The following is a 21,966-nucleotide window of genomic DNA, read 5'->3' on the forward strand; positions in this document are numbered from 1 at the left end:
CCCCGAACTGCGTGTCGGCCGGCCGCGCGGCTCAGCCGAGCGTGGTGTCGGCGACGAAGCGCAGTACCTGCGGCCAGGAGAGCGCGTAGGCGTCCGCATTGACCTGGTTGCCGTGTCGTGACCGCGCACTGAAGCCGTGCTCCGCACCCGGGTAGACGTGCACGATGGTTGCCCCGGTTCCGCGCTGCTGGAGCGCTTGCTGCAGGTCACGGAAGGTCTCCGCGGACATCACGGTGTCGGCGCCGGCGTGCAGCACCATGACCGGCGCGGTGATCGTCGAGGCCTGTTCGACCGCATCGAGGGTGTGGTTCGGCGGAGCCGCGTCCCAGATGGAGGGGTGATACGCGACCGCAGCGGCGGGCCGCTCGTCGCGTGCGGCGAGGAGCAGCGCGAGGCGGCCCCCGAGGCACCACCCGATCACGCCGATCTTCGACACGCCCAACTCGTCGAAGGCGTAGTCCAGCAGCGTTCCCATCTCGGCGAGGGACGCCTCGTCGTCGAGTCGGCCCATCATCTCGGCGAGTCGGTCTTGCGGGGTGTCGTCGGCGCTCGGCCCGTGCCACGGGTCCCACACGAGCGCCGTGGCCCCGGCGCGCGCGATGTCCTCGGCGTATTCGCGGACCTGGGCGCCGATACCGGTGATCATCGGCAGGAGCAGCATCGCGCCGGTGCTGCCTCCGGTGGGCCGGGCGAGGTAGGCGCGCAGTTCTCCGACGTGGAGGAAGTTCGCTTCGATGTCGGTCACGGATGGTCCCTTCGCGGTGTCGGGCCGGAACTCCGGCCCGTGACGATCTTCGTACGGAGTCCGAGCCGATGCCGATCTCATCGCCGGAAAAATTTGGAGAATTCCATTTCCGTTTGCGATAGTGTGGCTCTCATCACCTCGGCGACCGATGCCGAGAGTACTTCGGAGCCTCCCGGCGACCGAGCGAACCTGTCAGGAAGGGGCGGTGGCATGACTCGCACCGTATTGGTCAGTGGCGGCACCGGCGGTCTCGGAGCAGCCGTGACGAAACACCTGCTCGATAGCGGGTGGCGAGTAGTCGTGCCCTGGCTCGTGCGCGAAGAACTCAGCCGCGTCGGCACCCACCCCAACCTGCATCTCGTGCAGGCGAACCTCACCGACGACCAGCAACTCGAAGATGCGCTGGCGGTCGCCGGGGAAGATCCGGATGCGCCGCTGTTCGGCGTCGTCAATCTCGTCGGTGGATTCGCCTCGGGTCCGAAGGTCCACGAGACACCCATCGAGGTCCTCGACTCCCAGCTCGACCTCAACCTGCGGACCGCGTACTCCGTCAGCCAGGCTGCGCTGCCGCACCTGATCCGTCGCGGCGGTGGATCGATCGTCTGCATCTCCACCGCCGCGACGCGCAGCCCGTTCCCGGGCGGCGCGTCCTACATCGCCTCGAAGGCAGCGGTCTCCGCTCTCGTCGAGACGATGGCACTCGAGTACCGCGAAGACCACATCCGGGTCAACGCCTTGCTGCCCGTCGTGATCGACACGCCTGCCAACCGCGCGGCAATGCCCGACGCCGATACCAGCAAGTGGTCGCAGCCGGCCGACGTCGCCAAGGTGATCGAGTTCCTGATCTCCGACGCGGGCTCGCCCGTCACGGGCGCGCTGATCCCCGTCACGAACGTCGGCTGACGGCGCAGGCGCGCAGACACGGGCCCTGGAAAAGCCAGGGCGCCGCACAGCGAGGGCAATGGGCTCAAGGACGGAGCACCTGTGGCAACAGACACCTCGCGCGAGGATACCCCTGGGGGTATGGTGGAACGGATCCCCAACCTCGAAGGAGCCCCTGTGTGTTACCCCGTCACCTGCTCGACCTGTAAGAAGACGACCTGGGGCGGGTGTGGCGCGCACGTGGACAGCGTCATGAAGTCCGTTCCCGCCTCCCGTCGCTGCGAATGCACGACGGACGCCGCAACCGACTCCACGCCCGGGTTCTTCGGCCGACTCTTCGGTCGCTGACCGACGTAAAGACGATCGGGCGGCCCCGCCTCGCCGATGCGGGGGCCGCCCTACCCGCCCCCGGAACACACAACACCACCGACGACAGTCCGTGAACCTTCCGGACTGTCCGGGGCCCGCGATCTCTCGTCCCGAGGCCCATCCCCTTCGCGCTGTCGACTTCGCGCCGTCCGACCCCCACGCCCGCCGGGTACCCCCCGGGGCATTAAATTACCCCCTGGGGTATACCCTCGTACCGGCGACCGCAGTCGAGCACCCCAGGACGTCCGCGTCGACCCCTGCGAATTTCCCGGGGTGCACTGCGCTCGGATAAATACCCCCACCCGTATAAGGAGCTTCGCAAGATATGAACAGCAAGCACGCTGTCGACGGCGATCGGTCGCCGGGGACAACGACACAGAAGCCGGGGACCGCCCCTCCGAAGGGGGCGGGCGGCGTGCTGGCACGCATGGGCGCGGTCATGGCCACGCACGCGAAATGGGTTTTCGGCGCGTGGCTGATCGCCCTGATCGCACTCGGTGCCGCAGCCCCCACTGTGTTCAGCTCACTCGCCGGCGCCGGCTGGCAGGCGAACGGCTCGGAATCCGTGCAGGTCCGCGAGCTCGCCCAGGAGCACTTCGGCGGCAACTCCTCTGCCGCGGTCCAGGTGGTCGTGCACTCGGACACCGAGCAGGTCTCCGATCCCGCTGTCCAGCAAGTCCTCGGCGAGGCCACCGCGGTGTTCGCCGACGACCCCCGGTTCGGCGCGGTCATCGCACCCCAACCCGGGATGTCGATCAGCCCCGACGGGCACACCGGCATCCTGATCGCGGGCGCGAACGCGAGCACCGACGGGATGGTCAAGGCCGTCGACGAATTGAAGGCCGAACTCACCGCCCTGTCCGGGGACGGCATCGAGGTCTACCCGACCGGGGCGTCCGCGCTCTGGAGTGACTTCAACGAGGCCAACCACGACGCGATGATCAAGGCGGAACTGTTCTCCTGGCCCGTGACGCTCGCGATCATGGTGCTCGCGTTCGGCTCCCTCGTCGCCGCGGGACTGCCGCTGCTGCTGACGCTGGCCGGGCTCGTGGCCTCGGCGGGTGGACTGGTCCTACTCAACACGGTCACTCCGATCTCGGTGTGGGCCATGAACTTCGCGATGATGTTCGCACTCGCGCTCGGTATCGACTACGCCCTGTTCATCGTTGCGCGGTTCCGGGACGCACTGAGCAAGAGCGGAGACCCGCGCGCCGCGGTGGCCGAGACGATGGACACCGCCGGCAAGGCTGTCGTGTTGTCGGGCCTGACGGTATTGGTGAGCCTGTCCGCGGTGCTCCTGGTGCCGGCTCCCGCAGTCCGGACGATGGCCGTAGGGATCATGCTTGCGGTGACGTTCGTCCTTGCCGCGACCTTGACGTTGCTCCCCGCGGTGCTGGGAAAGATCGGCGCGAAGGTCAATGCCGGTTCGCTCCCCTACGCCAAGCGGCAGCAGCACCGGTCTCCGAAGTTCGAGGCATGGGGCAACCTGCTGCACAAGCATCCGTGGCCGTTCGCCATCGGGTCGCTTCTGGTGCTGATCGCACTCTCGATTCCGGTACTGGGGCTCAAGGTTGCGATGCCCTCGATCCAGGTCGTTCCCACCGACGCGCCCGTCCGCCAGGGCTACGAACTCGTCCAGGCCCAGATGGGCGACGGCGCACCGGGAATGCTCCAGATCATCAGCCCGGCGGCCGACGCCGACTCGGCAGCGGCCACGGCGCGGGCGACCGAAGGCGTCACGATGGTCACCCCACCGATGCCGGCGATGGACGGTTCCGACTACGTGATGCTGCAGGCCGTCCCGAACGTCGACCCATCGGACGACGCGATGGGCTCGATCGTAAATCGATTGCGTTCCGACCTGCCGTCCGAGGCCCTGGTCGGCGGTGCACCCGCAGAGAACCTCGACTTGCAGCAGGCGCTCAACGACTATCTTCCGGTGATCGTCGGCGTCATCCTCGCCCTCGGATTCCTGTTGCTGCTGGTCGCGCTGCAGGCCCCGCTGATCGCCATCCTGGGCACATTGGTCAGCCTCCTCTCGACCGCGGCGGCGTTCGGCGTTGCCAAGCTGATCTTCCAGGACGGACACGGAGCCGGACTTCTCGGCTTCACCCCGCAGGGCTTCCTCGACGGTTGGGGACCCGTGTTCTTCTTCGCGATGATCTTCGCCATCGCGATGGACTACACGGTGTTCCTGCTCTCGACCGCCAAGGAGCACTACGAGGAGTCGGGTGACCCGAAGGTCGCCCAGGTCATGGGCCTGGCGCATTCCGGCAGGGTCATCGCTGCCGCGGCGGCTGTCATGGTGGCGGTGTTCTTCACGTTCGCTTTCGCCGAACCGCTGCCGCCGAAGGAGATGGGCATCATCCTCGGTGTCGCCGTCCTGCTCGACGCGGTCCTCATCCGCCTCGTGCTGCTCCCGGTGCTGCTGCGCCTGACCGGCCACGCAGCCTGGTGGTCGCCGGCCTGGCTGCGCCGGATCCTGCCTGCCATCAGTTTCTCGCACAGCTGACCCGAGGTATGCGTGGCGGGAGTCAACCCGCCACCGCATACCCCCTGGGGTATAATGGAGTACATTTGAAGGGAGTCGCGATGGTGGGGAACGACGAGAGCATCGCACTGGTGCTCAACCGTTTGCGTCGGGCACACGGGCAACTCGCGGGAGTGATCTCGATGATCGAGGACGGTCGCGAGTGCACCGACGTGGTGACACAGCTCGCCGCGGTGTCGCGTGCGCTCGACAAGGCCGGATTCAAGATCGTGGCCGTCGGTCTACGCGAATGCCTCACCGGGGAACCCGACGACGGCAAGGAACCCATGAGCGAAGCCGAACTGGAGAAGCTCTTCCTCGCCCTCGCGTGACGAATATGCAAGAAAGGAATGCCCGTGACAAGCCTTCCACATCACGATGGTTGGACCGTCGAACGCGTTGTTCCGCTCATGGCCGGCGTCATGGTCCTGCTGAGCGTGGCACTGACGCTGACCTTCTCCCCCTGGTGGCTGATTCTCACCGGATTCGTGGGCGCCAACCTCGTCTTCTACTCCGCGGCCGGGTGGTGCCCCGCAAGCCTGATCATGGAGAAGGCCGGCCTGGAGCGCGCGGGCTGCCGCGTCTCGCCGACAACCACCCGAACCTGCTGAAACAGCCCTTCGGGGCGAACGGAGACCGATCATGAACCTCGCACTGTCCACCACATTGCAGACCACTTTCGCCGACGCCGTCGAGAAGACCCGAACCGCGTTGCAGGAACAGGGGTTCGGGGTACTCACCGAAATCGACATGCAGGCCACCCTGAAGGCCAAGCTCGGCGAGGACATGGAGCATTACCTCATCCTGGGCGCCTGCAACCCGCCGCTCGCGCACCGCGCGGTCGAGGTGAACCGTCAGATCGGGCTGCTGCTGCCCTGCAACGTCATCGTGCGCGAGGATCCGACCGTCGAAGGCGCTGTCCTGGTGGAAGCGATGAACCCGCAGCTGATGGTGCAGGTCACCGGAGAGCCCGAACTCGAGCCTGTCGCCGAGGACGCCGGAAAACGCCTGCAGGCCGCGATCGACTCGCTCGCCGCCCAGCACTGAACACCGACCGCGTCACCGTCAGCCGACGATCCCCGCCTCGCGCAGTCCTGCAATCTGCGCGCCCGTCAGGCCCAGCCCGGCGAGAACCGTGTCGGTGTGCTGTCCGAGTGCGGGCACCGGCCGCATCGGGAGTTCGACATCGCGAAAGTTCATCGGCGGCAGGAGCCCTCGCACCACGCCCGCCTCGGTTTCCACCTCGCGCCATCGATCCCGGGCGGTGACCTGCGGGTGTTCGATGAGTCCGCGCAGGTCCCGCAGCTGAGCGGCGGGAATGCCGGCGGCCGCGAGCTTCTCGTCCAGGTCGGCGCTCGCGAAACAGCTCGTCGCGTCGCCGACAAGCTTGTCGACCTCGTGGCGGCGGCGTACGCGTTCGACGTTCGTGGAATACCGCGGATCGTGTGCCAGTTCGGGCATGCCCAGCACCTCGGTCACCAACGTCCGCCACCCGCGGTCGTTCTGCACACCGATGAGGATCTCGCCGTCCGATGTCGGGTACTTGTCGTACGGGGCGATCGACGTGTGCGCCAAGCCCATGCGGGGAACCTGCCGGTCCTGGTACATCTGCAGGTACATCGGGTAGCCCAGCCACTCCGCCGTCGCGTCGAACATCGACACGTCGATCGTCGCGCCGACCCCCGTGCGATGCCTGCGCAGCAGAGCCGCCTGGATTGCGGTCAACGCGTACATTCCGGCGGCGATGTCGGAGGTCGGGATTCCCGTCTTCACGGCTGTCTCGGGCGTCCCCGTGATCGAGCACAGGCCGGTCTCCGATTGGACCAGCAGGTCATAAGCCTTCCGGTCGCGCATCGGCCCCTCGGCGCCGTACCCAGACATGTTCACCACGACCAGTTCCGGGTGGCCGGCCCGGAGCACGTCGGCGCCGAGTCCGAGACGTTCGGCGGCGCCGGGCGCGAGATTCTGAAGGAACACGTCTGCACCGGCGATCAGTGATGTGACGGCGTCGATACCGGCCGGGGACTTCAGATCCACCGCGAACGACTCCTTGCCGCGGTTGAGCCAGACGAAATGTGCGGCGAGGCCGAGCACCGCACTGTCGTAGTCACGGGCGAAATCGCCGTCTCCCACTCGTTCGACCTTCACCACCCGAGCGCCCAGATCCGCGAGGTGCCGGGTGGCCAGAGGTGCCGCGACGGCCTGCTCGAGGCTCACCACCGTCAGTCCTTCGAGCGGCAATTCGGCCGCGGCCCCCGCGCGTGACGGGTCCGATCGATTCTTCGTCACAGAGACGTCCTTTCGTGGGGCCACGCGTCAGCCGGCGGGACCGTCGGTGACGAGCGGCCAGAGGTCGTCCGAGCCGACCGCGGTGCACAGGATCTCTGCGTCCCAGGACGCCACCGTTCCGAACTCGCTGCGCCAGGAGAGGATTCTGTTCGCGTGGCGGTGCAGTTCGTGCTCCATTGTGAAGCCGATCGCGCCGAGAGCCTGATGCGCGTTACGCACGATCACCGCTGCTGCGTGTCCGCTACACGACGCCGCGGCAGCAATGGCGAACCGGGTCCGGGCGCTGTCGAAGCCGTGGTCGACGACAGCGGCGACAGCGGCATCGGCGGCGGCACGGGCGAGCGCCGATTCTGCCGCGAGGTCGGCTACCAGCGCTTGGACTGCCTGGAACTTTCCGATGGCACGGCCGAATTGCACGCGCGCGGTGGTGTGCTCGACGACGAGTTCGAGGATTCTGTCCATCGCACCGACCGACGCGAGAACCCGCACGAGTGCGCCACGGTAGCGAAACTCTTCGGCGAGCATTTCCGGTACCTCGGTGCCGGCGAGCGCCGAGGTATCGACCCGAATGTGGTCGCGCGGTTCGGAAGCGAGGTTCACGTCTTCGGTCAGTTCGATCTCCGCGACCGGAACCTCCGCGACTCGCCACGATGCGTCGGCGGCAGGCCACAACACGACGATCGTGTCGGCGAAGCGTGCCCACGGTACGTGGCAGGCACCGCCGTTCTCGTCCAGCAGGGCCGCTGTGCGCACCCCGCTGCCGGCTCGGAGACCGGCCTGTTCGAGCAGCCACCCCGCGAGCAGGTCGTTCTCCGCGACCGGCACAGCCGCTGCGGAACCACCGGCAGCACCGAGAAGTAGCGCTGCCTCGGTCCAGCCTGCGCCGCTGCCGCCGTCGGATTCGTTTCCGGTCAACCGGTCCAGCCCGAGTTCACCGAGCGTCGACCACAGGGTGCGGTCGAACTCGACGACATCACCGACACGGTGGTCGTCTCCAGCCGTGAAGACTTCGGACAGCATCTGCGCGAGGTCGCGCAGTTCGGTGGGCTCGGTCATCTCATTCCCAATCCTCGTGCGATGACCCCGCGCAGGATCTCGCTGGTTCCGCCGCGCAGCGTGAAGCCTGGCCGTTGCATGACGCCTGTCCGGACGAGACTGCGGAGCTGATCATCGGTGGCGGTGTACCCGGTGATCTCGTCCGCGAGGTCGGCGATGTCTCCTTCTGTCTTCGTGCCGAGCACCTTGACGACGGACGCCGCGAGTTCCGCATTCTCACCGCGCTCGAGCGACTCGGACACCGCGGTGGACATGTAGTGCAGACCTACGATGCGCGCGATCGTGGCCCCGATCCTCGTGTCGGGTTCGAGAGCACAGTCCGCGACCGCCCGGACGAGGCCGTCGAGCACACCGAAGGTGGACAGGAATCTCTCCGGTCCGCTCCGTTCGTACCCGAGTTCACTCGTCACCTGCTCCCAGCCGGCACCGACCTGCCCCAGAACGAGGTTGTCGGGGACGAAGACCTCCTCGAGTTGCACCTCGTTGAAATGATGGTCGCCGGACATCGACAGGATCGGCCGTATCGTCACGCCCGGCGAATCGAGCAACACGATGAACTGGCTCAGGCCGTCGTGCCGGTGCGCCGGGTCGAACGGGGCGGATCGAGCCAGCGCGAAGAAGGCGTCGGCGTGGTGCGCACCGGAGGTCCACAGCTTGGTTCCCGTGATCCGCCAACCACCGTCGACCTGTGTGGCTCTCGTCTTGACGCTCGCGAGGTCGGAGCCCGATTCGGGTTCGGACATGCCGATGGCCCAGCAGATCTCGCCCGCAGCGATGCCGGGAAGAAACCGTTGCTTCTGCTCTTCGGTGCCGTATTTCAGCAGCGACGGTGCAGCCTGCCGGTCGGCAACCCATTGCGCGGCGACCGGGGCGCCGACCGCGAGAAGTTCCTCCGTGACGACGAAACGCTCCATGAAGGTCCGCCCGTGACCGCCGTACTCCACCGGGATCGTCATGCCGACCCATCCTTGCGCGGCGAGGCGACGGGTGAAGTCGCTGTCCCAGCGCGTCAGCCACGTGTCGATCCCGGGCACGAACACGCCCGCATCGATCTGCTCTTTCAGAAACGTGCGGACCTGGGCGCGCAGTTCGGTGAGTGCGGCATCCTCGGGTCCGGCCTGTGGCACCAAGCGTGTGCTCATGGTTCATCTCTTCCGTCGGTCGCCGGCACCGGAACGCCACCCGGGCACAGCAGATTCAAGGACAGTTCTGCGTATCGTTCGGCGATGACGTCGGGTGAATCCGGACCGGTGGGGTCGTACCAGTTCGCGATGGCGGAGGTCATCGCCAGGATCGACCGGCGGCAGTCGTCGGGGTAACGGGTCGTGAATACACCCTCCTCGATTCCGGCGTCGATGATGTCCCGGATCCGGCGTCGACCGGCCCGTCGTCGTTCCTCGTACAGTCGCGCGCCTTCCGGTTCGAGGTTGCGCACCTCGGTGGCGATCATCCGGCCGTGATCAGGGAACTGCGTACGGAACTTGACGTTACCGCGCACGAAAGCGCGCAGTTGCTCTATCGCATCGTCACCGGACTCGGCGAGTTCGGCATCGCACACGGCGTCGTACGTGTCGACACCGTCCATCAGCGTGGCGAGGAGCAACTCTTGTTTGTTCTTGTAGTGGTAGTACAGCGCCGACAGGCTTACACCGGCCTCGTGCGCGATCGTGCGGATCGACGACGAGCCGTACCCGTTGCGAACGAACTCCCTCCGGCCGGCGTCGATGAAGATCCGTTGCTTCGGCGACGGCGCTCTCACGACGGCACCCCGGAGTCGCCGTACCTCGCGATGAGGTCGCGGAGTTCACCTTTGACCATCTTTCCGGTCGGTGTGCGCGGCAGTCCCTCGACGATGCGAATCTGTCTCGGGCACTTGAAGAGAGACAATCGTTTCCGGCAGAACTCGATGATCTCGCGCTCGGGATCGTCAGTGTACGCAACGCCCGGGGAAAGCTGCACGAACGCCTCGACGCGCTCGCCGAGATCGGCATCGGGCACGCCCACGACCGCGACGTCGTGAACGAGGGGGTGCAGCGCCAGAACGCTCTCGACTTCCTGCGGATAGATATTGACGCCACCCGAGATGATCGTGAAATTCTCACGACCGGCGAGGAACAGGACATCGTCGTCGTCCAGGTATCCGAGATCGCCTGTCGTATACCAGGATTCTCGGAAGGGGTGTCGGGCGGACTCGGTCTTGACCGGATCCTTGTGATATTCGAAGGAGAAGTCCCGGCGCTCGAAATACACGGTCCCGACCTCTCCTGCGGGGAGCACGTGACCGGCTTCGTCGCAGATCCGTGCGAGCCCCAGGGTGCCCGGTCCCCCGGTCCGGCCGACACACCCGGGTTTACGGAGCCACTCCTGCGGGGTGACCACCGTACTGCCGATCGCCTCGGTCGCGGAGTAGTACTCGTAGACGATCTCACCCCACCACCGCATGAGTTCCTGTTTGACCTCGACCGGGCACGGCGCCGCGGAGTGGAGCGCGTACCGCATCGACGACAGGTCGTACCGGTCACGCACCTCTCGGGGGAGTTTCAGCAGCCGTACGAAATGCGTGGGCACCCACTGACTGTGGGTGACTCGATAGCGCTCGATACATTCGAGTGCGAGCTCCGGATCGAACCGTTCCATGAGCACCACGGTGCCCCCGAGCGCCTGGGTCGACACGCTGTAGCGCAAGGGTGCCGAGTGGTAGATCGGCGCAGGCGACAGGTACACCGAGTCCTCGCCGAAGCCGAAGCCGCGCACCGTCTTCAGGAGCGGTGGACCGGGCTCGTCCTCGATCCGGGCACCGGTGAGCGGGGGTTTGATGCCCTTGGGTCGTCCGGTGGTACCCGACGAATACAGCATGTCGCTACCACGCGGCTGATCTGCCGGTGGTTCTGTGGGCAATCCTGCAACTTCGTCCTCGTACACGAGGTGTCCCGTGATCGGACCGGAGAAGGCGAGCCGGTGCTTCACTTCGGGTGTGAGCGCGACGATCTCTTCGGCGAGTTGTGCGAGCGGCGCCGAGACCGCCAGTACTGTCGCGCCGCAGTCGTCGACGATGTACCCGGCCTCCGCGGGGGCCAGATGCGAGTTGACGAACGTGATGTACGCCCCGGATCGCAGGGCACCCCAATACAGTTCGAATACCGACGCGTCGTTGACCGACAGTACGGCGATATGATCACCGACTCCGACACCGTGGGCGCGGAGCCAATGCGCGAACCGGACCGACGAGTCCTCGAGCTGACGGTAGGTGATCGTCCGGCCCGTCGCGACGTCGTGCACGGCGGGCCGATCCGGTTCCGCGGCTGCGTATCGGCCCGGGTACATCTCTAGAGCCCCAGATCCTTCGAGATGATCGTCTTCATCACTTCGCTGGTGCCGCCGTAGATTCGGGTGACTCGGGTGTCCGCATACAGGCGGGCGATGGGGTACTCGGTGATGTACCCGTAGCCGCCGTGCAATTGAAGACACTTGTCGATCACGCGCCCGGCGACCTCGGTGCAGAACAGCTTCGCACGGGCGGCATCGGCGACGCTCAGTTCCTTGCGGTCGAGCAGTTCGAGGCAGTGGTCGACGTAGACGCGCGCGGCCTGGGTCTCCGCGGAGCACTCCGCGAGGACGAATTTGGTGTTCTGGAATGCCGCGACCGGCTTCCCGAACACCTTGCGGTCCCTGGTGTACTCGAGCGCGTGCGCAATCGCGGCTTCAGCGAATCCGACCTGGTTGAGCGCGATACTCAGGCGCTCCTGCGGCAGGTTGTGGGTGAGGTATCCGAAGCCGGCACCCTCCTCGCCGAGAAGGTTTTCGACGGGAACGCGGACGTCGTTGTACGACAGTTCGGCCGTGTCCTGTTGGTGCAGGCCGATCTTGTCGAGTTTGCGCCCGACGGAGAATCCTTCGGTGTCGGTGGGCACGGCGATGATCGACAGGCCCCCTCGACGGTTCTCCGGGTCGAACGGCGAAGTCCGGCACACCGTGAGGATCAGATCGGCGGTCACCCCGCCCGTGATGAAGGTCTTCGCTCCGTTGACGACGTAGTGCGAGCCGTCTTCCGACAACTTTGCGGTGGTCGCGATGTTGGCGAGGTCGGAACCGGTGCCCGGTTCGGTCATTGCGATGGCCGTCATGATCGAGCCGTCCGCGAAGCCCGGAAGCCAGCGCCTCTTCTGCTCCTCGGTGGCGTACTCGAGCAGGTACGGCAGGATCAGGCACGCGTGAACGGTGTACGAGCCGAACGAGACTCCGGCGAGGGCGACCTCTTCGAACACGATCGTGTTGTAGACGAAGCTCGATTCTCCGCCCCCACCGAATTCCTCGGGTACCTGGATGCCCAGAACACCGAGTTCACCGAGTCGAGTGAAGAATTCGCGCGGGGGACGTCCGAGTTCGTCCCACTCCTCGCGGTGGGGAACGACCTCCTTTTCGATGAAGTCCCGCAACATCTTACGGAATTGCTCGTGCTCTTCGGTCATGATCGTGCGATGCATGGTGCGTCCTTCGAACGGCGCTGAGGCGGGGTCAGTTACCCGTGAAGTTGCCGGGGCGGCGTTCGAGGAACGCGGAAAGGGCCTCACGGTGGTCTTGGGTGTGGTGTGACAGTGCTTGCAGGGAGGCAGAGAGTTCGAGCAGGGTGTCGAGATCCACGCGCTGGCCCTCGCGGAGAAGCTTTTTCGTCATGCGCAGGGCATTCGGCGGATTGACCGCGACCCGCGCGGCCAGTGCGTTCGCTGCCGCGAGCAGTTCTTCGGGTTCGACGACCTGCGACACCATGCCCCATTCGAGTGCGGTCGCGGCGTCGACACGATCTCCGGTGAACGCCATCTCGGCGGCCCTGGCAGCACCGACCGCGCGGGGAAGCAGCCATGCGCCGCCGTCGCCCGGGATGATGCCGAGCTTGACGAAACTCTCGGCGAAGAACGCCTTCGTGGAGGCAATTCGCATGTCGCACATCATCGCCAGGTCGCACCCCGCGCCGACCGCCGGGCCGTTGACGGCAGCGATGATCGGTACCTCGCAGTGGTAGATCGCTTTGGGTAGACGCTGGATGCCGCGGCGGTAACCCTCCCGGAGCGCGTGCGGAGCGCCCGCGAACATTCCGGCGCGCTCGTCCATGTCCTTGACGTTGCCGCCGGCGGAAAAGGCGGTTCCGGCACCGGTGAGGATAACGACGCGGGTGTCGATGTCGTTGTTCGCTTCGTCGACCAGATACACGAGGCGCTCGACGACGTCGTCTCCCGAGATCGGGTTGCGGGCATCCGGAAGGTTGATCGTCCACGTGACGACGTTTCCGTTGCGCTCACTGAGTACGACGTCCTGCGCTGTCGTCATAGGGGTCGTGGTCCTTCCGTCGCCGAGGTGGCTCGAGCCGTGATTTGGTCGAACGATCGTTAAACTACGGACAGGGCACGTGACTGTAAAGACCCCGAGGGGTGTCCGGTCAGTCGGGCAGACTCATACCCGATTCGGCGATTCGTATGCGAACTTCGTCGGGAAAGACGTTGCGGAACACGAACGGATCCTGGCCCAGGACCCATCCGGGCGCGAGCGCCGTGGCGTACCGCTCGAAGTACCCGAGCTGTTTCCCGAAGAGAACGAGTTCCTCGGGGCTCGAGGTGTTCCATTTGCGTCCGAGCGACACGAGAGCGCCGATCAACTCGCTGAGCCGCAACTCCCCCATATCCCGACCGAGCAGCGGCCCGAAGGTTTCGGCCACTTGCCGGCCCACCTCCACATCGTCGACGTCGAGATCCGCCGCGACACCCAGCGCCCGCACACTGCGGGCCACCTCGGTGAAATCTCCCTCGAGCAGTGCGGCCCGGAACAGCGACCGGAGCAACTCACGCCATTTCTCGGGCAACTCGCCGACGATCCCGAAGTCGAGTAGCGCGACCCGGCCGTCGTCGAGGAGCCAGAGATTTCCCGCGTGCACGTCCCCGTGGAACGGCCCGTGGCACAGCACCGCCTCGATCCACACCTTCACTCCCCGCCGCACCAGCAGCGCGGTGTCGATACCGTCCTGCCCCGGAACGACACGGTCGAGCGGTCGGCCGCTGAGGCGCTCCATGCAGATCACGCGCGGGCCGCACCAGTCCCAGTACACCTCGGGGACGGTCACGAATCTGTTGTCGCCGAAGGCCGCGATGTTGCGCCGGAACCGGTCCTGCCGGTCCGCCTCGACCGTGGCGTTGAGTTCGGTCATGGTCGCGTTGTAGAGGTCGCGGATGATCGCGGGTGTGTTGGCGATCCGGAAGAACTCGAACACCTGCAGGAGCCGGGCACCCATGTAGGCGGCACGCAGGTCGACGAGCATGCGCCGGGCGATTCCGGGGCGCTGCACCTTCACCACGGCGCGGCGCCCGTCGCGCAACACGCACCCGTGCACCTGAGCGACAGAGGCAGCCGCGAGCGGAACATCCTCGAACGACGCGAACATCTCCTCGATCCGGTGTCCGAGATCCGCTTCGATCACCGCGCGCGCTTCCGCGGAAGGAAACGTCGGGACGTCGTCGAGCATCCGCAGGCACGCATCCGCGAGGGCCACGGGAAACAATCCGGGCGACGAAGCGATGAGCTGACCGAGCTTCACGAAGGTGGGGCCGAGATGTTCGAACGCATCGACCGTGCCGTGCGCGGCCGCGGCGACAACGCCCCGCTCACGCGGACGCACAACCCAGCGAAGCACCGCCCACAGCACGAAAGTCACGAGAACCACGCCCACCACCACGGCGCGGCCGAGTTCGGCGAGACCGAACCGGTCGAGCGGCGGCCGGTCCACCCGTAGCGCCTCGGCCGACGGGCCACCCGAGCACGGCCCCACGGGTCCGCGAGGCGGTAGTTGCGCCGCCCCCACGGTGACCTCCGATGCCTGGTCGCGCAGTGTGTGATTCTGCACCGAGTGCCCCCAACTCCTTCACCGATGCGCGCACCCGACGGCGCGGCTGTGAGCACGCTACCCGGAGAGGTCAGCAGGATCGAGAGGCACGAACTCTCGAACGTGAGTTCTCGGGGTATTTCTAGGGTGTTCTGTGTCGGTGCCCCCGACTACCCTTTGACGGGTAGTCGTTCGGGCCGACGATCAGAGTGGGTGCGGTATGGCAGAACAACTTCTCCCCGGTCCCCCCGGCACTGTCGCCGACGAGACCGATTTCATGGGACTGGCGGAGCCCTTCCGGCGCGAGCTTCTCGCCCATTGCTACCGGATGAGCGGGTCGCTCCACGATGCGGAAGACCTCGTGCAGGAGACCTATCTCCGCGCGTGGCGGGGCTACGACAACTTCGGTGGCCGCTCGTCACTTCGCACGTGGCTCCATCGCATCGCGACCAATGTCTGCCTGACCGCGCTCGAAGGACGCAAACGCCGTCCTTTGCCTACCGGTCTCGGCGCACCGAGCTCCGACCCTGCCGACGATCTCGTGATCCGCCAAGAGGTTCCGTGGCTCGAACCCATCCCCGGCACCTACACGGACGACGGTCGTTCCGACGACCCGTCCGACCCCGCGACGATCGTCGCATCACGCGATTCGATCAGATTGGCGTTCGTTGCGGCGCTACAGCATCTCTCCGCCCGGCAGCGCGCCGTGCTGCTGCTGCGCGACGTGCTGCAATGGCGTGCGGCCGAGGTCGCAACAGCCCTCGATACGTCGACGGCTGCCGTGAACAGCCTGCTCCAGCGCGCTCGGGCGCAGCTCAAGGATGCGCAGGTGACCTCGGACGACCTGACCGAACCCGACAGCGCGGAAGCGAAAGCGCTGCTCGAGCGGTGGGTCGAAGGTTTCGAGAAGTACGACATCGACTCGCTCGTCGACATGCTCACGAAGGACGCCATCTGGGAGATGCCGCCGTTCGACGGCTGGTACCAGGGAGCCGACGCCATCGTCCGGCTCATCAAGCTCAATTGCCCGGCGAAGGAGCCTGGCGATCAGGTCATGGTCCGCACGGTCGCAAACGGCCAGCCTGCTTTCGGGCTCTACATGCGTGGCGAAGACGGGCTGCATCGCCCTTTTCAGCTGCAGGTGCTCGACATCGTGGGCAGGAAGGTCGCACACACCACTGCCTTCTTCGCCGATGACACCAGCGCCCTGTTCGCCCGCTTCGGATTGCCGGCGTTCCCGCCGGACCTACGCTGACGACACGACTCGACACCGGCCACCCGCGAAGCGGGGCGATCGGTGCCCCTGATAGAGAAGGGGCATGATCACCGGCGCAGCACCCTTCCCTCTCGACAGGCCCACCTCGTTCACGGGCATAGCCCTGTCGATCGTCGGCGACAACGAGATAGCGGTATCCCAGCCCGTCGGCCCACAGTTCCTCGACCACCGTGGACAGACGACGATCGGTTCGGTCGGCGTGCTCACCGACGTGTCGGTGGGCGCAGCTGTCGCCGTCGCGCGATTGCACGCGACCGGCGAACGGCCGCAGACGGTGATGTCCCAGATCACGGTGTCCTCCGCGCACGCATTCCCCACCGAGGGTTCCGTGTCGGGACGCGGACGGGGTGTGTACTTCGACGACACCACCGGGCTCGCCGAAGCAACGATGTTCGACGACGACGGCAACCCGGTCATGCACCTGACCGGACGATCGATCGTGGTGGGCCGCGCGCCGTCCGACGATCTGCGTGCACCGGACAGCACTCACCCGTCCATCACCGACGTCGAGCCCGAGGGATGGGCCGACACGGGAGTCCTCGCGGAACTGGCGGGTCTCGAGATCGTCCAAGAAATCGCGGCGGGGAGGTTGCCGCGCGGCCCGCTCGCGGGGCTGCTGGGCATGACCCTGACCGACGTCCGGCACGGCACCGTGGACGGTGAGATCGTCCCGCTCGCGTGGATGGCGAATCCGATCGCATCCATTCACGGCGGTGTGCTCATGTCGATGGCGGAGATCGTGTCCGGTCTGGCCGCACAGACCCTCACCGGTGTCGGCGGGCGATACCGGATCCTCCAGATCAGCGCCGACTACCTGCGTTCCCCTGCCGCACCGGGCCCTGCTGTGCGCATCAAGTCCGAGGTGACCCGTGCCGGGCGCCGCCTCGCCTCGATCGAGACGGTGATCTGCGGTATGGATGGCACCGTGTATGTGCGTGCCCACGCCAACGTTCAACTCTTTGCGGGAGAGTAGACGCACCTTTTTCACGCGGACCGACGGCACGATCAGGAACATCGTCAATGCATCTGTGCCTCTTTACGATTCCATCCCGAAGAGCACTCGGCCCGAGTATCGTTGCCAAGACCGATGCTCGACAGATCGGTGCAGGCCGACGAAACCGTTGAGAGACAAGGACGGTCATTGGTCGGGCGGGTCATGACTCTTTTCGCCGGGGAGTTGGAGAGAGAGCGCGATCCCGCCACCGGGTTCCAGCTGGGGAGCCTATCGGGATCTGCGAAAACTCAGTTACATATGGGCATTTGGCGTCGTACGCCCGTTTGGCGACGTACCACAGCCGTACGACCGCCGCGCCGGGGCGCCCTGGGCATCCCGGACAAAAGCAGCGGACGTAGGTGAGCCTCCCGAAAACGCTGATCCGCAAAACGATGTCCGGAAGCACCACCCAACCGAACCGCCGGAGGACCGATGACATTCGAGAACCGCCTCGCCTGCGTGATCGCTGCAGACGGCAGCATCGCACGTGGCTACCTGATATCGGACTGTGAGTTGGTCGGGGAGAACGAATACATCCTGACCTGGAAGGTCCCACTTCAAGGGGAGGCCAAAACCAACTTTGCGGGAACCATCGGCAGCGCACTGACCGAGCCCGTCGAACCGGGACTCATCACGGTGTCACTGGACGAAGATCCGAACCGTATGAGGGTCCACACCTACGACGCGACCGGTAAGCCTGCTGCCCGGCCCTTCCATATCGCCTGCTTCCGCGATCACTGAACGGACCGGTCCCGGTACCCGACCGCGCGCTTCGCCGGCGCGGCCGGGTAGCGCGCTGCGCGCAGTACCTGCGCGGCCGAGGTTCCGATTCGAAGCCGGAACAGGTCCCGCCCGCATCGCAGTGCCCGAGTATCGACGTGTGATCACGTGGCTCGGCGCGCAGCGGTCACCGCTGCGGCGCCGATCCGCGGAAAACGCCCGTCCGAGAGCGTGCTGAACGCGTTGCCCATCCGGTTGGTGACGAATGCGACCGACAACCCCGTGTCGGGGTCCGCGAAGGCACCGGAGCCACCGAAGCCGTAATGGCCGACGGAACGCAACGGCTGTTGCCGCAGGGCGACCCATGCGGGGTGGTAGCCGAGTCGCCAATTGGCCCGGATTCCGAGCACGTAATCGCGACGCCGGGTCTGCACTTCGAGCAACTGGGCAACGGTGTCCTTCTTCAGCAGACGGACGTCGTCGATCATTCCTCCGCCTGCGATCGCCGCGTACATCCGAGCGAGCGCGCGGGCGGTGAAGACACCGTTCCAGCCGGGCATCACCGAATCGTGTGCTCGCGGGCTGCGCATCAACTCGTCGAATCCCTCGGCCATGCCGGCCTCAGCGAGTCCACGCAGACCGGGTGTCCGGGCGAGCACCGCACCCGCGGTGGCCCACGGCGCGGGCAGAAAGTTGATCTTGGGGAAGACTCGTGCGATGCGATGACGCTGGTCCTGCGGCACCCGGTACCAGAACTCCTCCATTCCGAGCGGCTCGGCGATTTCGGTGCGGACGAGTTCCTCGAACGATTTCCCGGACGCGCGCGCCGCGATCTCCGCAACGAGGTTTCCGTAGGTGACGGCGTGATAGCCGGGTCCGGCCAAGCGACGCGGGTCCGGGGGCGCTGCGGCGAGCGCAACAGCGACGGCCTCGGAGTCGAGCAAACCGAATCGTCCCGGGACGAGTCCCCGCGCCTTGTGCAGCCCGGCGCGGTGGGACATCAGCTCACGAACCGTGATGGCGTCCTTGCCCGCCGCGGCGAACTCCGGCCAGTACTGCGCCACGGGACTGTCGTACTTCACGAGTCCCCGCTCGGCGAGGCGATGGAGAACCGTGCTGGCAACTCCCTTCCCCGTCGAGAAGGACAGCACCACCGTGTCGCGTTTCCACCGCTGGTCGCGGGCCGCCCACCCGGCCCAGATGTCGAGAACACATTCGCCGTGCAGGTAACACGTCAGTGCACCGCCACCCTGACCGGGTGAGAAGAACATCCGGAAGAACTGATCGGCGACCGGCATGAAGCGCGGGTCGACCACCATCTGCGTGGCCGGTATGTCGTTCTGGGTCATGCCACCGAGCTCCTAGCGCTACCGTCGCGAACCGCTGTCCCCCGCACGATCGTAGGAGCCGCGCACCACCGGCGTGGAGGTTCTCCGCGTTCGGGTGGGCGTCTGCACCTCCCGGGGAATCGGTGTAAGGATGGAGCCCATGACCATCGCGCCACATTCGGAGATCCGCTCCGGCATCGATCTCGAACATGTCGACGAGCACGTCCGGCCCCAGGACGACCTGTTCGAGCACGTCAGCGGGCGGTGGCTCGCCGAACACGAGATTCCGGCCGACCGCGCTCTCGACGGCGCGTTCCGCACGCTCGCCGACAAAGCCGAGGTCGACGTCCGGTCGATCATCGAGGAGGCTGCGGCGTCGAGCAGCGAACCCGGCACCGATGCGCAGAAGATCGGTGACCTGTTTGCGAGCTTCATGGATATCGATTCCATCGAGGCCGCGGGCCTGGCTCCGATCTCCGCGGAACTAGCTGCGATCGCCGGCGCGCCCGACCGCGCTGCGCTCGCATCGGTCCTCGGCGAACTTCAGCGAGTCGGTGTCAGCGGAGCGCTCGCGCACTACGTCGACACCGACTCGAAGAATTCTCAGCGGTATCTGATGCACATAACGCAGGGCGGGCTCGGTCTTCCGGACGAGTCGTACTACCGGGAGGACCGGTACGCCGATATCCGCGCCTCGTACACCGAGCACATCGGCCGCATGTTCGCCCTCGCCGGCCTCGACCACGACCCCGCGCGGGTCGTCGCTCTGGAGACCGCACTCGCGGCCGGGCACTGGGATGTCGTCAAACGCCGCGACGCGGACCTCACCTACAACCTGATCACCCTGGATTCACTGATCGCCGATCGGCCCGGATTCGAGTGGGCGGGCTGGATCACCGCGACCGGTGCGACCCCCGAGCAGTGGTCGGAGATCGTGGTCAGGCAGCCCAGTTTCCTCGACGTGTTCGCGCAGTTGTGGGCGGACGAATCCCTCGACGACTGGAAGGCGTGGGCGACGTGGCGGGTGCTGCGGGCACGCGCGCCGTATCTCACCTCGGCGATCGTCGACGAGAATTTCGCGTTCTACGGGCGCGAACTCACCGGTGCCCGAGAGATCCGCGCTCGCTGGAAGCGAGGAGTGTCGCTGGTGCAAGACCTGCTCGGCGAGGCCGTCGGCAAGATCTACGTCGAACAGCACTTCCCCGCCGAGGCGAAGGCCCGGATGCAGGTGCTGGTCGAGAACCTCAAAGAGGCGTACCGGCAGAGCATCACCGACCTCGAGTGGATGAGCCCGGAGACGCGCGCGGCGGCACTCCGCAAACTCGACAAGTTCACGCCCAAGGTCGGGTATCCGGACAAGTGGCGTGACTATTCGGCGGTCACCGTCACCTCCGGGGACCTCGTCGGCAACTACCGCAGCGGATATGCTGCGGAGTACGACCGTGATCTCGCCAAGCTCGGCGGTCCGGTCGACCGCGACGAGTGGTTCATGACCCCGCAGACGGTGAACGCCTACTACAACCCGGGAATGAACGAGATCGTCTTCCCCGCAGCGATTCTGCAGCCCCCGTTCTTCGATCTCCACGCCGACGACGCCGCGAACTACGGCGGGATCGGTGCGGTGATCGGGCACGAGATCGGGCACGGATTCGACGACCAGGGTGCCAAGTACGACGGGGACGGAAACCTCGAGAATTGGTGGACCGACTCGGATCGTGAGGAATTCGGTAAGCGCACCGCACAACTGATCGCGCAGTACGACACGTTCGAGCCGAAGGCGTTGCCCGGACATCACGTCAACGGGAAGTTCACGATCGGCGAGAACATCGGCGATCTCGGCGGCCTCTCGATCGCTCTGAAGGCGTACGCGATCGCACTCGACGGCAGCCCTGCGCCCGTCATCGACGGGCTCACCGGACTGCAGCGCGTGTTCTTCGGCTGGGCGCAGGTGTGGCGCACCAAGGTTCGTGACGAAGAGGCGCTCCGCCGACTTGCCGTCGATCCGCATTCGCCGCCCGAGTTCCGGTGCAACGGGGTCGTCCGGAACATCGACGAGTTCTACCGGGCGTTCGACGTGCAGGAGGGCGACGGCCTCTACCTCGATCCGTCGGAGCGCGTGAAAATCTGGTGATCGATACGCGAAAGCCCCCATGTTCTTTCCGAACATGGGGGCTTTCGTGGTTTCGTCAGCCGAGGTGCGAGCTGGGCACCGGGATGCCACGCGCGTGGAACCACGGGATGGGGTCGGTCTTGACGCCGTTGGGCAGCCACACTTCGTAGTGAAGGTGCGGTCCGGTGGACTGGCCGCGGTTACCCATCGTCGCGATCACCTCGCCGGCACGCACGTGCTGACCGACCGAGACCAGGGACTGGTCGATGTGCCCGAACACTCCGATCGTTCCGTCGTCCTGAGCGATGCGCACCCACAGTCCGAATCCCGTGGCCGGGCCGGTCTCGATCACGACGCCGTCGGTCACGGACACGATGGGGGTACCGATCGAGTTGGCGATGTCGATGCCGTTGTGGTTGGTTCCCCACCGCGCGCCGAAGCCGGAGGTGAGAGTGCCCGCGGCGGGGAACGCCAGTGCGGGGCGACGCGCGGCCTCTTCGCGGGCAGCCTGTTCGGCTGCCTCTCGGGCGAGCCGATCGGCTTCCTCGTGCGCGATACGATCGGCCTCGGCCTGCAGAGCGGCGGCTTCGCGCTCCGACGCACGCCGCAACTTCTCGGCGTAGTCGGTGGACTCGAACCCGGGGACCGTCAGGACCTGGGGTGCGGTGGACAGTGCGGTCGTAGCGATGCCCGTCCATGCCGGACCGGTCTCGAGGCGGGCCGGTCCGCCGGCCGCGTTCGCGGCTGTGGTTCCGCCGGCAGTGAGGGCACCGGTCACGAGGACCACGGCCGCCCATCG

At 66.3% G+C, this 21,966-nt stretch carries 20 protein-coding genes; 9 read left to right on the plus strand and 11 right to left on the minus strand.

The features are described from left to right. Positions 1–31: 31 nt before the first annotated feature. A complete protein-coding gene (locus ACFWU2_RS12385) occupies positions 32–745 on the minus strand; it encodes a dienelactone hydrolase family protein (protein WP_378606037.1) in 714 nt (237 codons plus the stop codon). A gap of 210 nt (positions 746–955) precedes the next feature. Here ACFWU2_RS12385 and ACFWU2_RS12390 point away from each other — a divergent pair, with 210 nt between their 5' ends. The 5 genes from ACFWU2_RS12390 to ACFWU2_RS12410 all read left to right on the plus strand — a co-directional run bounded on the left by ACFWU2_RS12390 (position 956) and on the right by ACFWU2_RS12410 (position 5,573). Beyond that, positions 956–1,648, plus strand: coding sequence for an SDR family NAD(P)-dependent oxidoreductase (locus ACFWU2_RS12390; protein WP_378606040.1), 693 nt, complete (start codon positions 956–958; stop codon positions 1,646–1,648). 673 nt (positions 1,649–2,321) lie between these two features. Next, positions 2,322–4,508: an MMPL family transporter gene (locus ACFWU2_RS12395; RefSeq protein WP_378606043.1), complete on the plus strand. Its 2,187-nt coding sequence runs from the start codon at positions 2,322–2,324 to the stop codon at positions 4,506–4,508. Between the two features lie 80 nt (positions 4,509–4,588). After that, positions 4,589–4,858, plus strand: coding sequence for a metal-sensitive transcriptional regulator (locus tag ACFWU2_RS12400; RefSeq protein WP_378606046.1), 270 nt, complete (start codon positions 4,589–4,591; stop codon positions 4,856–4,858). A gap of 24 nt (positions 4,859–4,882) precedes the next feature. Then, entirely contained in the window at positions 4,883–5,137 is a 255-nt protein-coding gene (locus tag ACFWU2_RS12405) for a DUF2892 domain-containing protein (RefSeq protein ID WP_378606049.1), read from the plus strand. A gap of 31 nt (positions 5,138–5,168) precedes the next feature. Next, on the plus strand, positions 5,169–5,573 hold the full coding sequence (locus ACFWU2_RS12410; protein ID WP_378606052.1) for a DUF302 domain-containing protein: 405 nt from the start codon (positions 5,169–5,171) through the stop codon (positions 5,571–5,573). An 18-nt stretch (positions 5,574–5,591) separates the two neighbouring features. Here the strand turns inward: ACFWU2_RS12410 and ACFWU2_RS12415 are convergent, their stop codons facing one another. The 8 genes from ACFWU2_RS12415 to ACFWU2_RS12450 form a co-directional block, all read right to left on the minus strand. After that, positions 5,592–6,815, minus strand: coding sequence for a CaiB/BaiF CoA transferase family protein (locus ACFWU2_RS12415; protein WP_378606055.1), 1,224 nt, complete (start codon positions 6,813–6,815; stop codon positions 5,592–5,594). Positions 6,816–6,842: 27 nt separating this feature from the next. Further along, positions 6,843–7,871, minus strand: a complete 1,029-nt coding sequence (locus ACFWU2_RS12420; protein ID WP_378606060.1) for an acyl-CoA dehydrogenase family protein — start codon at positions 7,869–7,871, stop codon at positions 6,843–6,845. Beyond that, positions 7,868–9,013, minus strand: a complete 1,146-nt coding sequence (locus ACFWU2_RS12425; RefSeq protein ID WP_378606062.1) for an acyl-CoA dehydrogenase family protein — start codon at positions 9,011–9,013, stop codon at positions 7,868–7,870. Before ACFWU2_RS12425 ends, ACFWU2_RS12420 begins: the two co-directional genes overlap by 4 nt. Continuing rightward, on the minus strand, positions 9,010–9,630 hold the full coding sequence (locus tag ACFWU2_RS12430; protein WP_378606065.1) for a TetR/AcrR family transcriptional regulator: 621 nt from the start codon (positions 9,628–9,630) through the stop codon (positions 9,010–9,012). Before ACFWU2_RS12430 ends, ACFWU2_RS12425 begins: the two co-directional genes overlap by 4 nt. After that, entirely contained in the window at positions 9,627–11,195 is a 1,569-nt protein-coding gene (locus ACFWU2_RS12435) for an AMP-binding protein (protein ID WP_378606068.1), read from the minus strand. The genes ACFWU2_RS12430 and ACFWU2_RS12435 overlap by 4 nt, the downstream gene beginning before the upstream one ends. Before the next feature lie 2 nt (positions 11,196–11,197). Next, positions 11,198–12,355 carry an acyl-CoA dehydrogenase family protein gene (locus ACFWU2_RS12440; protein WP_378606071.1) on the minus strand — a complete coding sequence of 386 codons (1,158 nt, stop codon included), beginning with the start codon at positions 12,353–12,355 and terminating at the stop codon, positions 11,198–11,200. A 31-nt stretch (positions 12,356–12,386) separates the two neighbouring features. Then, positions 12,387–13,196 (minus strand): crotonase/enoyl-CoA hydratase family protein, encoded by an 810-nt coding sequence (locus tag ACFWU2_RS12445; RefSeq protein ID WP_378606074.1) that lies wholly within the window; start codon positions 13,194–13,196, stop codon positions 12,387–12,389. A gap of 109 nt (positions 13,197–13,305) precedes the next feature. Continuing rightward, the gene (locus ACFWU2_RS12450) at positions 13,306–14,760 is read right to left on the minus strand and encodes an ABC1 kinase family protein (protein WP_378606081.1); all 1,455 of its coding nucleotides are present in this window, start codon (positions 14,758–14,760) and stop codon (positions 13,306–13,308) included. A gap of 199 nt (positions 14,761–14,959) precedes the next feature. On the opposite strand from ACFWU2_RS12450, the gene ACFWU2_RS12455 reads away from it, so the two are divergent. The 3 genes from ACFWU2_RS12455 to ACFWU2_RS12465 all read left to right on the plus strand — a co-directional run bounded on the left by ACFWU2_RS12455 (position 14,960) and on the right by ACFWU2_RS12465 (position 17,750). After that, positions 14,960–15,994: a sigma-70 family RNA polymerase sigma factor gene (locus ACFWU2_RS12455; protein WP_378606084.1), complete on the plus strand. Its 1,035-nt coding sequence runs from the start codon at positions 14,960–14,962 to the stop codon at positions 15,992–15,994. 64 nt (positions 15,995–16,058) lie between these two features. Further along, positions 16,059–16,988, plus strand: coding sequence for a PaaI family thioesterase (locus tag ACFWU2_RS12460; protein WP_378606087.1), 930 nt, complete (start codon positions 16,059–16,061; stop codon positions 16,986–16,988). Positions 16,989–17,441: 453 nt separating this feature from the next. Further along, complete coding sequence (locus ACFWU2_RS12465; RefSeq protein WP_378606090.1) at positions 17,442–17,750, plus strand: hypothetical protein; 309 nt, start codon at positions 17,442–17,444, stop codon at positions 17,748–17,750. A 143-nt stretch (positions 17,751–17,893) separates the two neighbouring features. On the opposite strand, the gene ACFWU2_RS12470 is transcribed toward ACFWU2_RS12465, so the two are convergent. Then, positions 17,894–19,078, minus strand: a complete 1,185-nt coding sequence (locus ACFWU2_RS12470) for a serine hydrolase domain-containing protein (RefSeq protein WP_378606093.1) — start codon at positions 19,076–19,078, stop codon at positions 17,894–17,896. A 139-nt stretch (positions 19,079–19,217) separates the two neighbouring features. On the opposite strand from ACFWU2_RS12470, the gene ACFWU2_RS12475 reads away from it, so the two are divergent. Continuing rightward, positions 19,218–21,188, plus strand: a complete 1,971-nt coding sequence (locus ACFWU2_RS12475) for a M13 family metallopeptidase (protein WP_378606096.1) — start codon at positions 19,218–19,220, stop codon at positions 21,186–21,188. Between the two features lie 55 nt (positions 21,189–21,243). Here the strand turns inward: ACFWU2_RS12475 and ACFWU2_RS12480 are convergent, their stop codons facing one another. Next, positions 21,244–21,954, minus strand: a complete 711-nt coding sequence (locus ACFWU2_RS12480) for a M23 family metallopeptidase (protein ID WP_378606285.1) — start codon at positions 21,952–21,954, stop codon at positions 21,244–21,246. Between the last annotated feature and the right edge of the window lie 12 nt (positions 21,955–21,966).

It is taken from the genome of Rhodococcus sp. NPDC058639 (genome assembly GCF_042717545.1).
In the GTDB taxonomy this organism is placed as follows: domain Bacteria; phylum Actinomycetota; class Actinomycetes; order Mycobacteriales; family Mycobacteriaceae; genus Rhodococcus.

Excerpts from the sequence above, each read along its gene's own strand:
- ACFWU2_RS12425 (WP_378606062.1), bottom strand. The coding sequence starts at position 9,013 with ATGAGCACACGCTTGGTGCCACAGGCCGGACCCGAGGATGCCGCACTC.
- ACFWU2_RS12475 (WP_378606096.1), top strand. The coding sequence starts at position 19,218 with ATGACCATCGCGCCACATTCGGAGATCCGCTCCGGCATCGATCTCGAA.
- ACFWU2_RS12470 (WP_378606093.1), bottom strand. The coding sequence starts at position 19,078 with ATGACCCAGAACGACATACCGGCCACGCAGATGGTGGTCGACCCGCGC.
- ACFWU2_RS12395 (WP_378606043.1), top strand. The coding sequence starts at position 2,322 with ATGAACAGCAAGCACGCTGTCGACGGCGATCGGTCGCCGGGGACAACG.
- ACFWU2_RS12440 (WP_378606071.1), bottom strand. The coding sequence starts at position 12,355 with ATGCATCGCACGATCATGACCGAAGAGCACGAGCAATTCCGTAAGATG.
- ACFWU2_RS12420 (WP_378606060.1), bottom strand. The coding sequence starts at position 7,871 with ATGACCGAGCCCACCGAACTGCGCGACCTCGCGCAGATGCTGTCCGAA.
- ACFWU2_RS12390 (WP_378606040.1), top strand. The coding sequence starts at position 956 with ATGACTCGCACCGTATTGGTCAGTGGCGGCACCGGCGGTCTCGGAGCA.
- ACFWU2_RS12445 (WP_378606074.1), bottom strand. The coding sequence starts at position 13,196 with ATGACGACAGCGCAGGACGTCGTACTCAGTGAGCGCAACGGAAACGTC.
- ACFWU2_RS12400 (WP_378606046.1), top strand. The coding sequence starts at position 4,589 with ATGGTGGGGAACGACGAGAGCATCGCACTGGTGCTCAACCGTTTGCGT.
- ACFWU2_RS12465 (WP_378606090.1), top strand. The coding sequence starts at position 17,442 with ATGACATTCGAGAACCGCCTCGCCTGCGTGATCGCTGCAGACGGCAGC.
- ACFWU2_RS12455 (WP_378606084.1), top strand. The coding sequence starts at position 14,960 with ATGGCAGAACAACTTCTCCCCGGTCCCCCCGGCACTGTCGCCGACGAG.
- ACFWU2_RS12410 (WP_378606052.1), top strand. The coding sequence starts at position 5,169 with ATGAACCTCGCACTGTCCACCACATTGCAGACCACTTTCGCCGACGCC.
- ACFWU2_RS12435 (WP_378606068.1), bottom strand. The coding sequence starts at position 11,195 with ATGTACCCGGGCCGATACGCAGCCGCGGAACCGGATCGGCCCGCCGTG.
- ACFWU2_RS12460 (WP_378606087.1), top strand. The coding sequence starts at position 16,059 with ATGATCACCGGCGCAGCACCCTTCCCTCTCGACAGGCCCACCTCGTTC.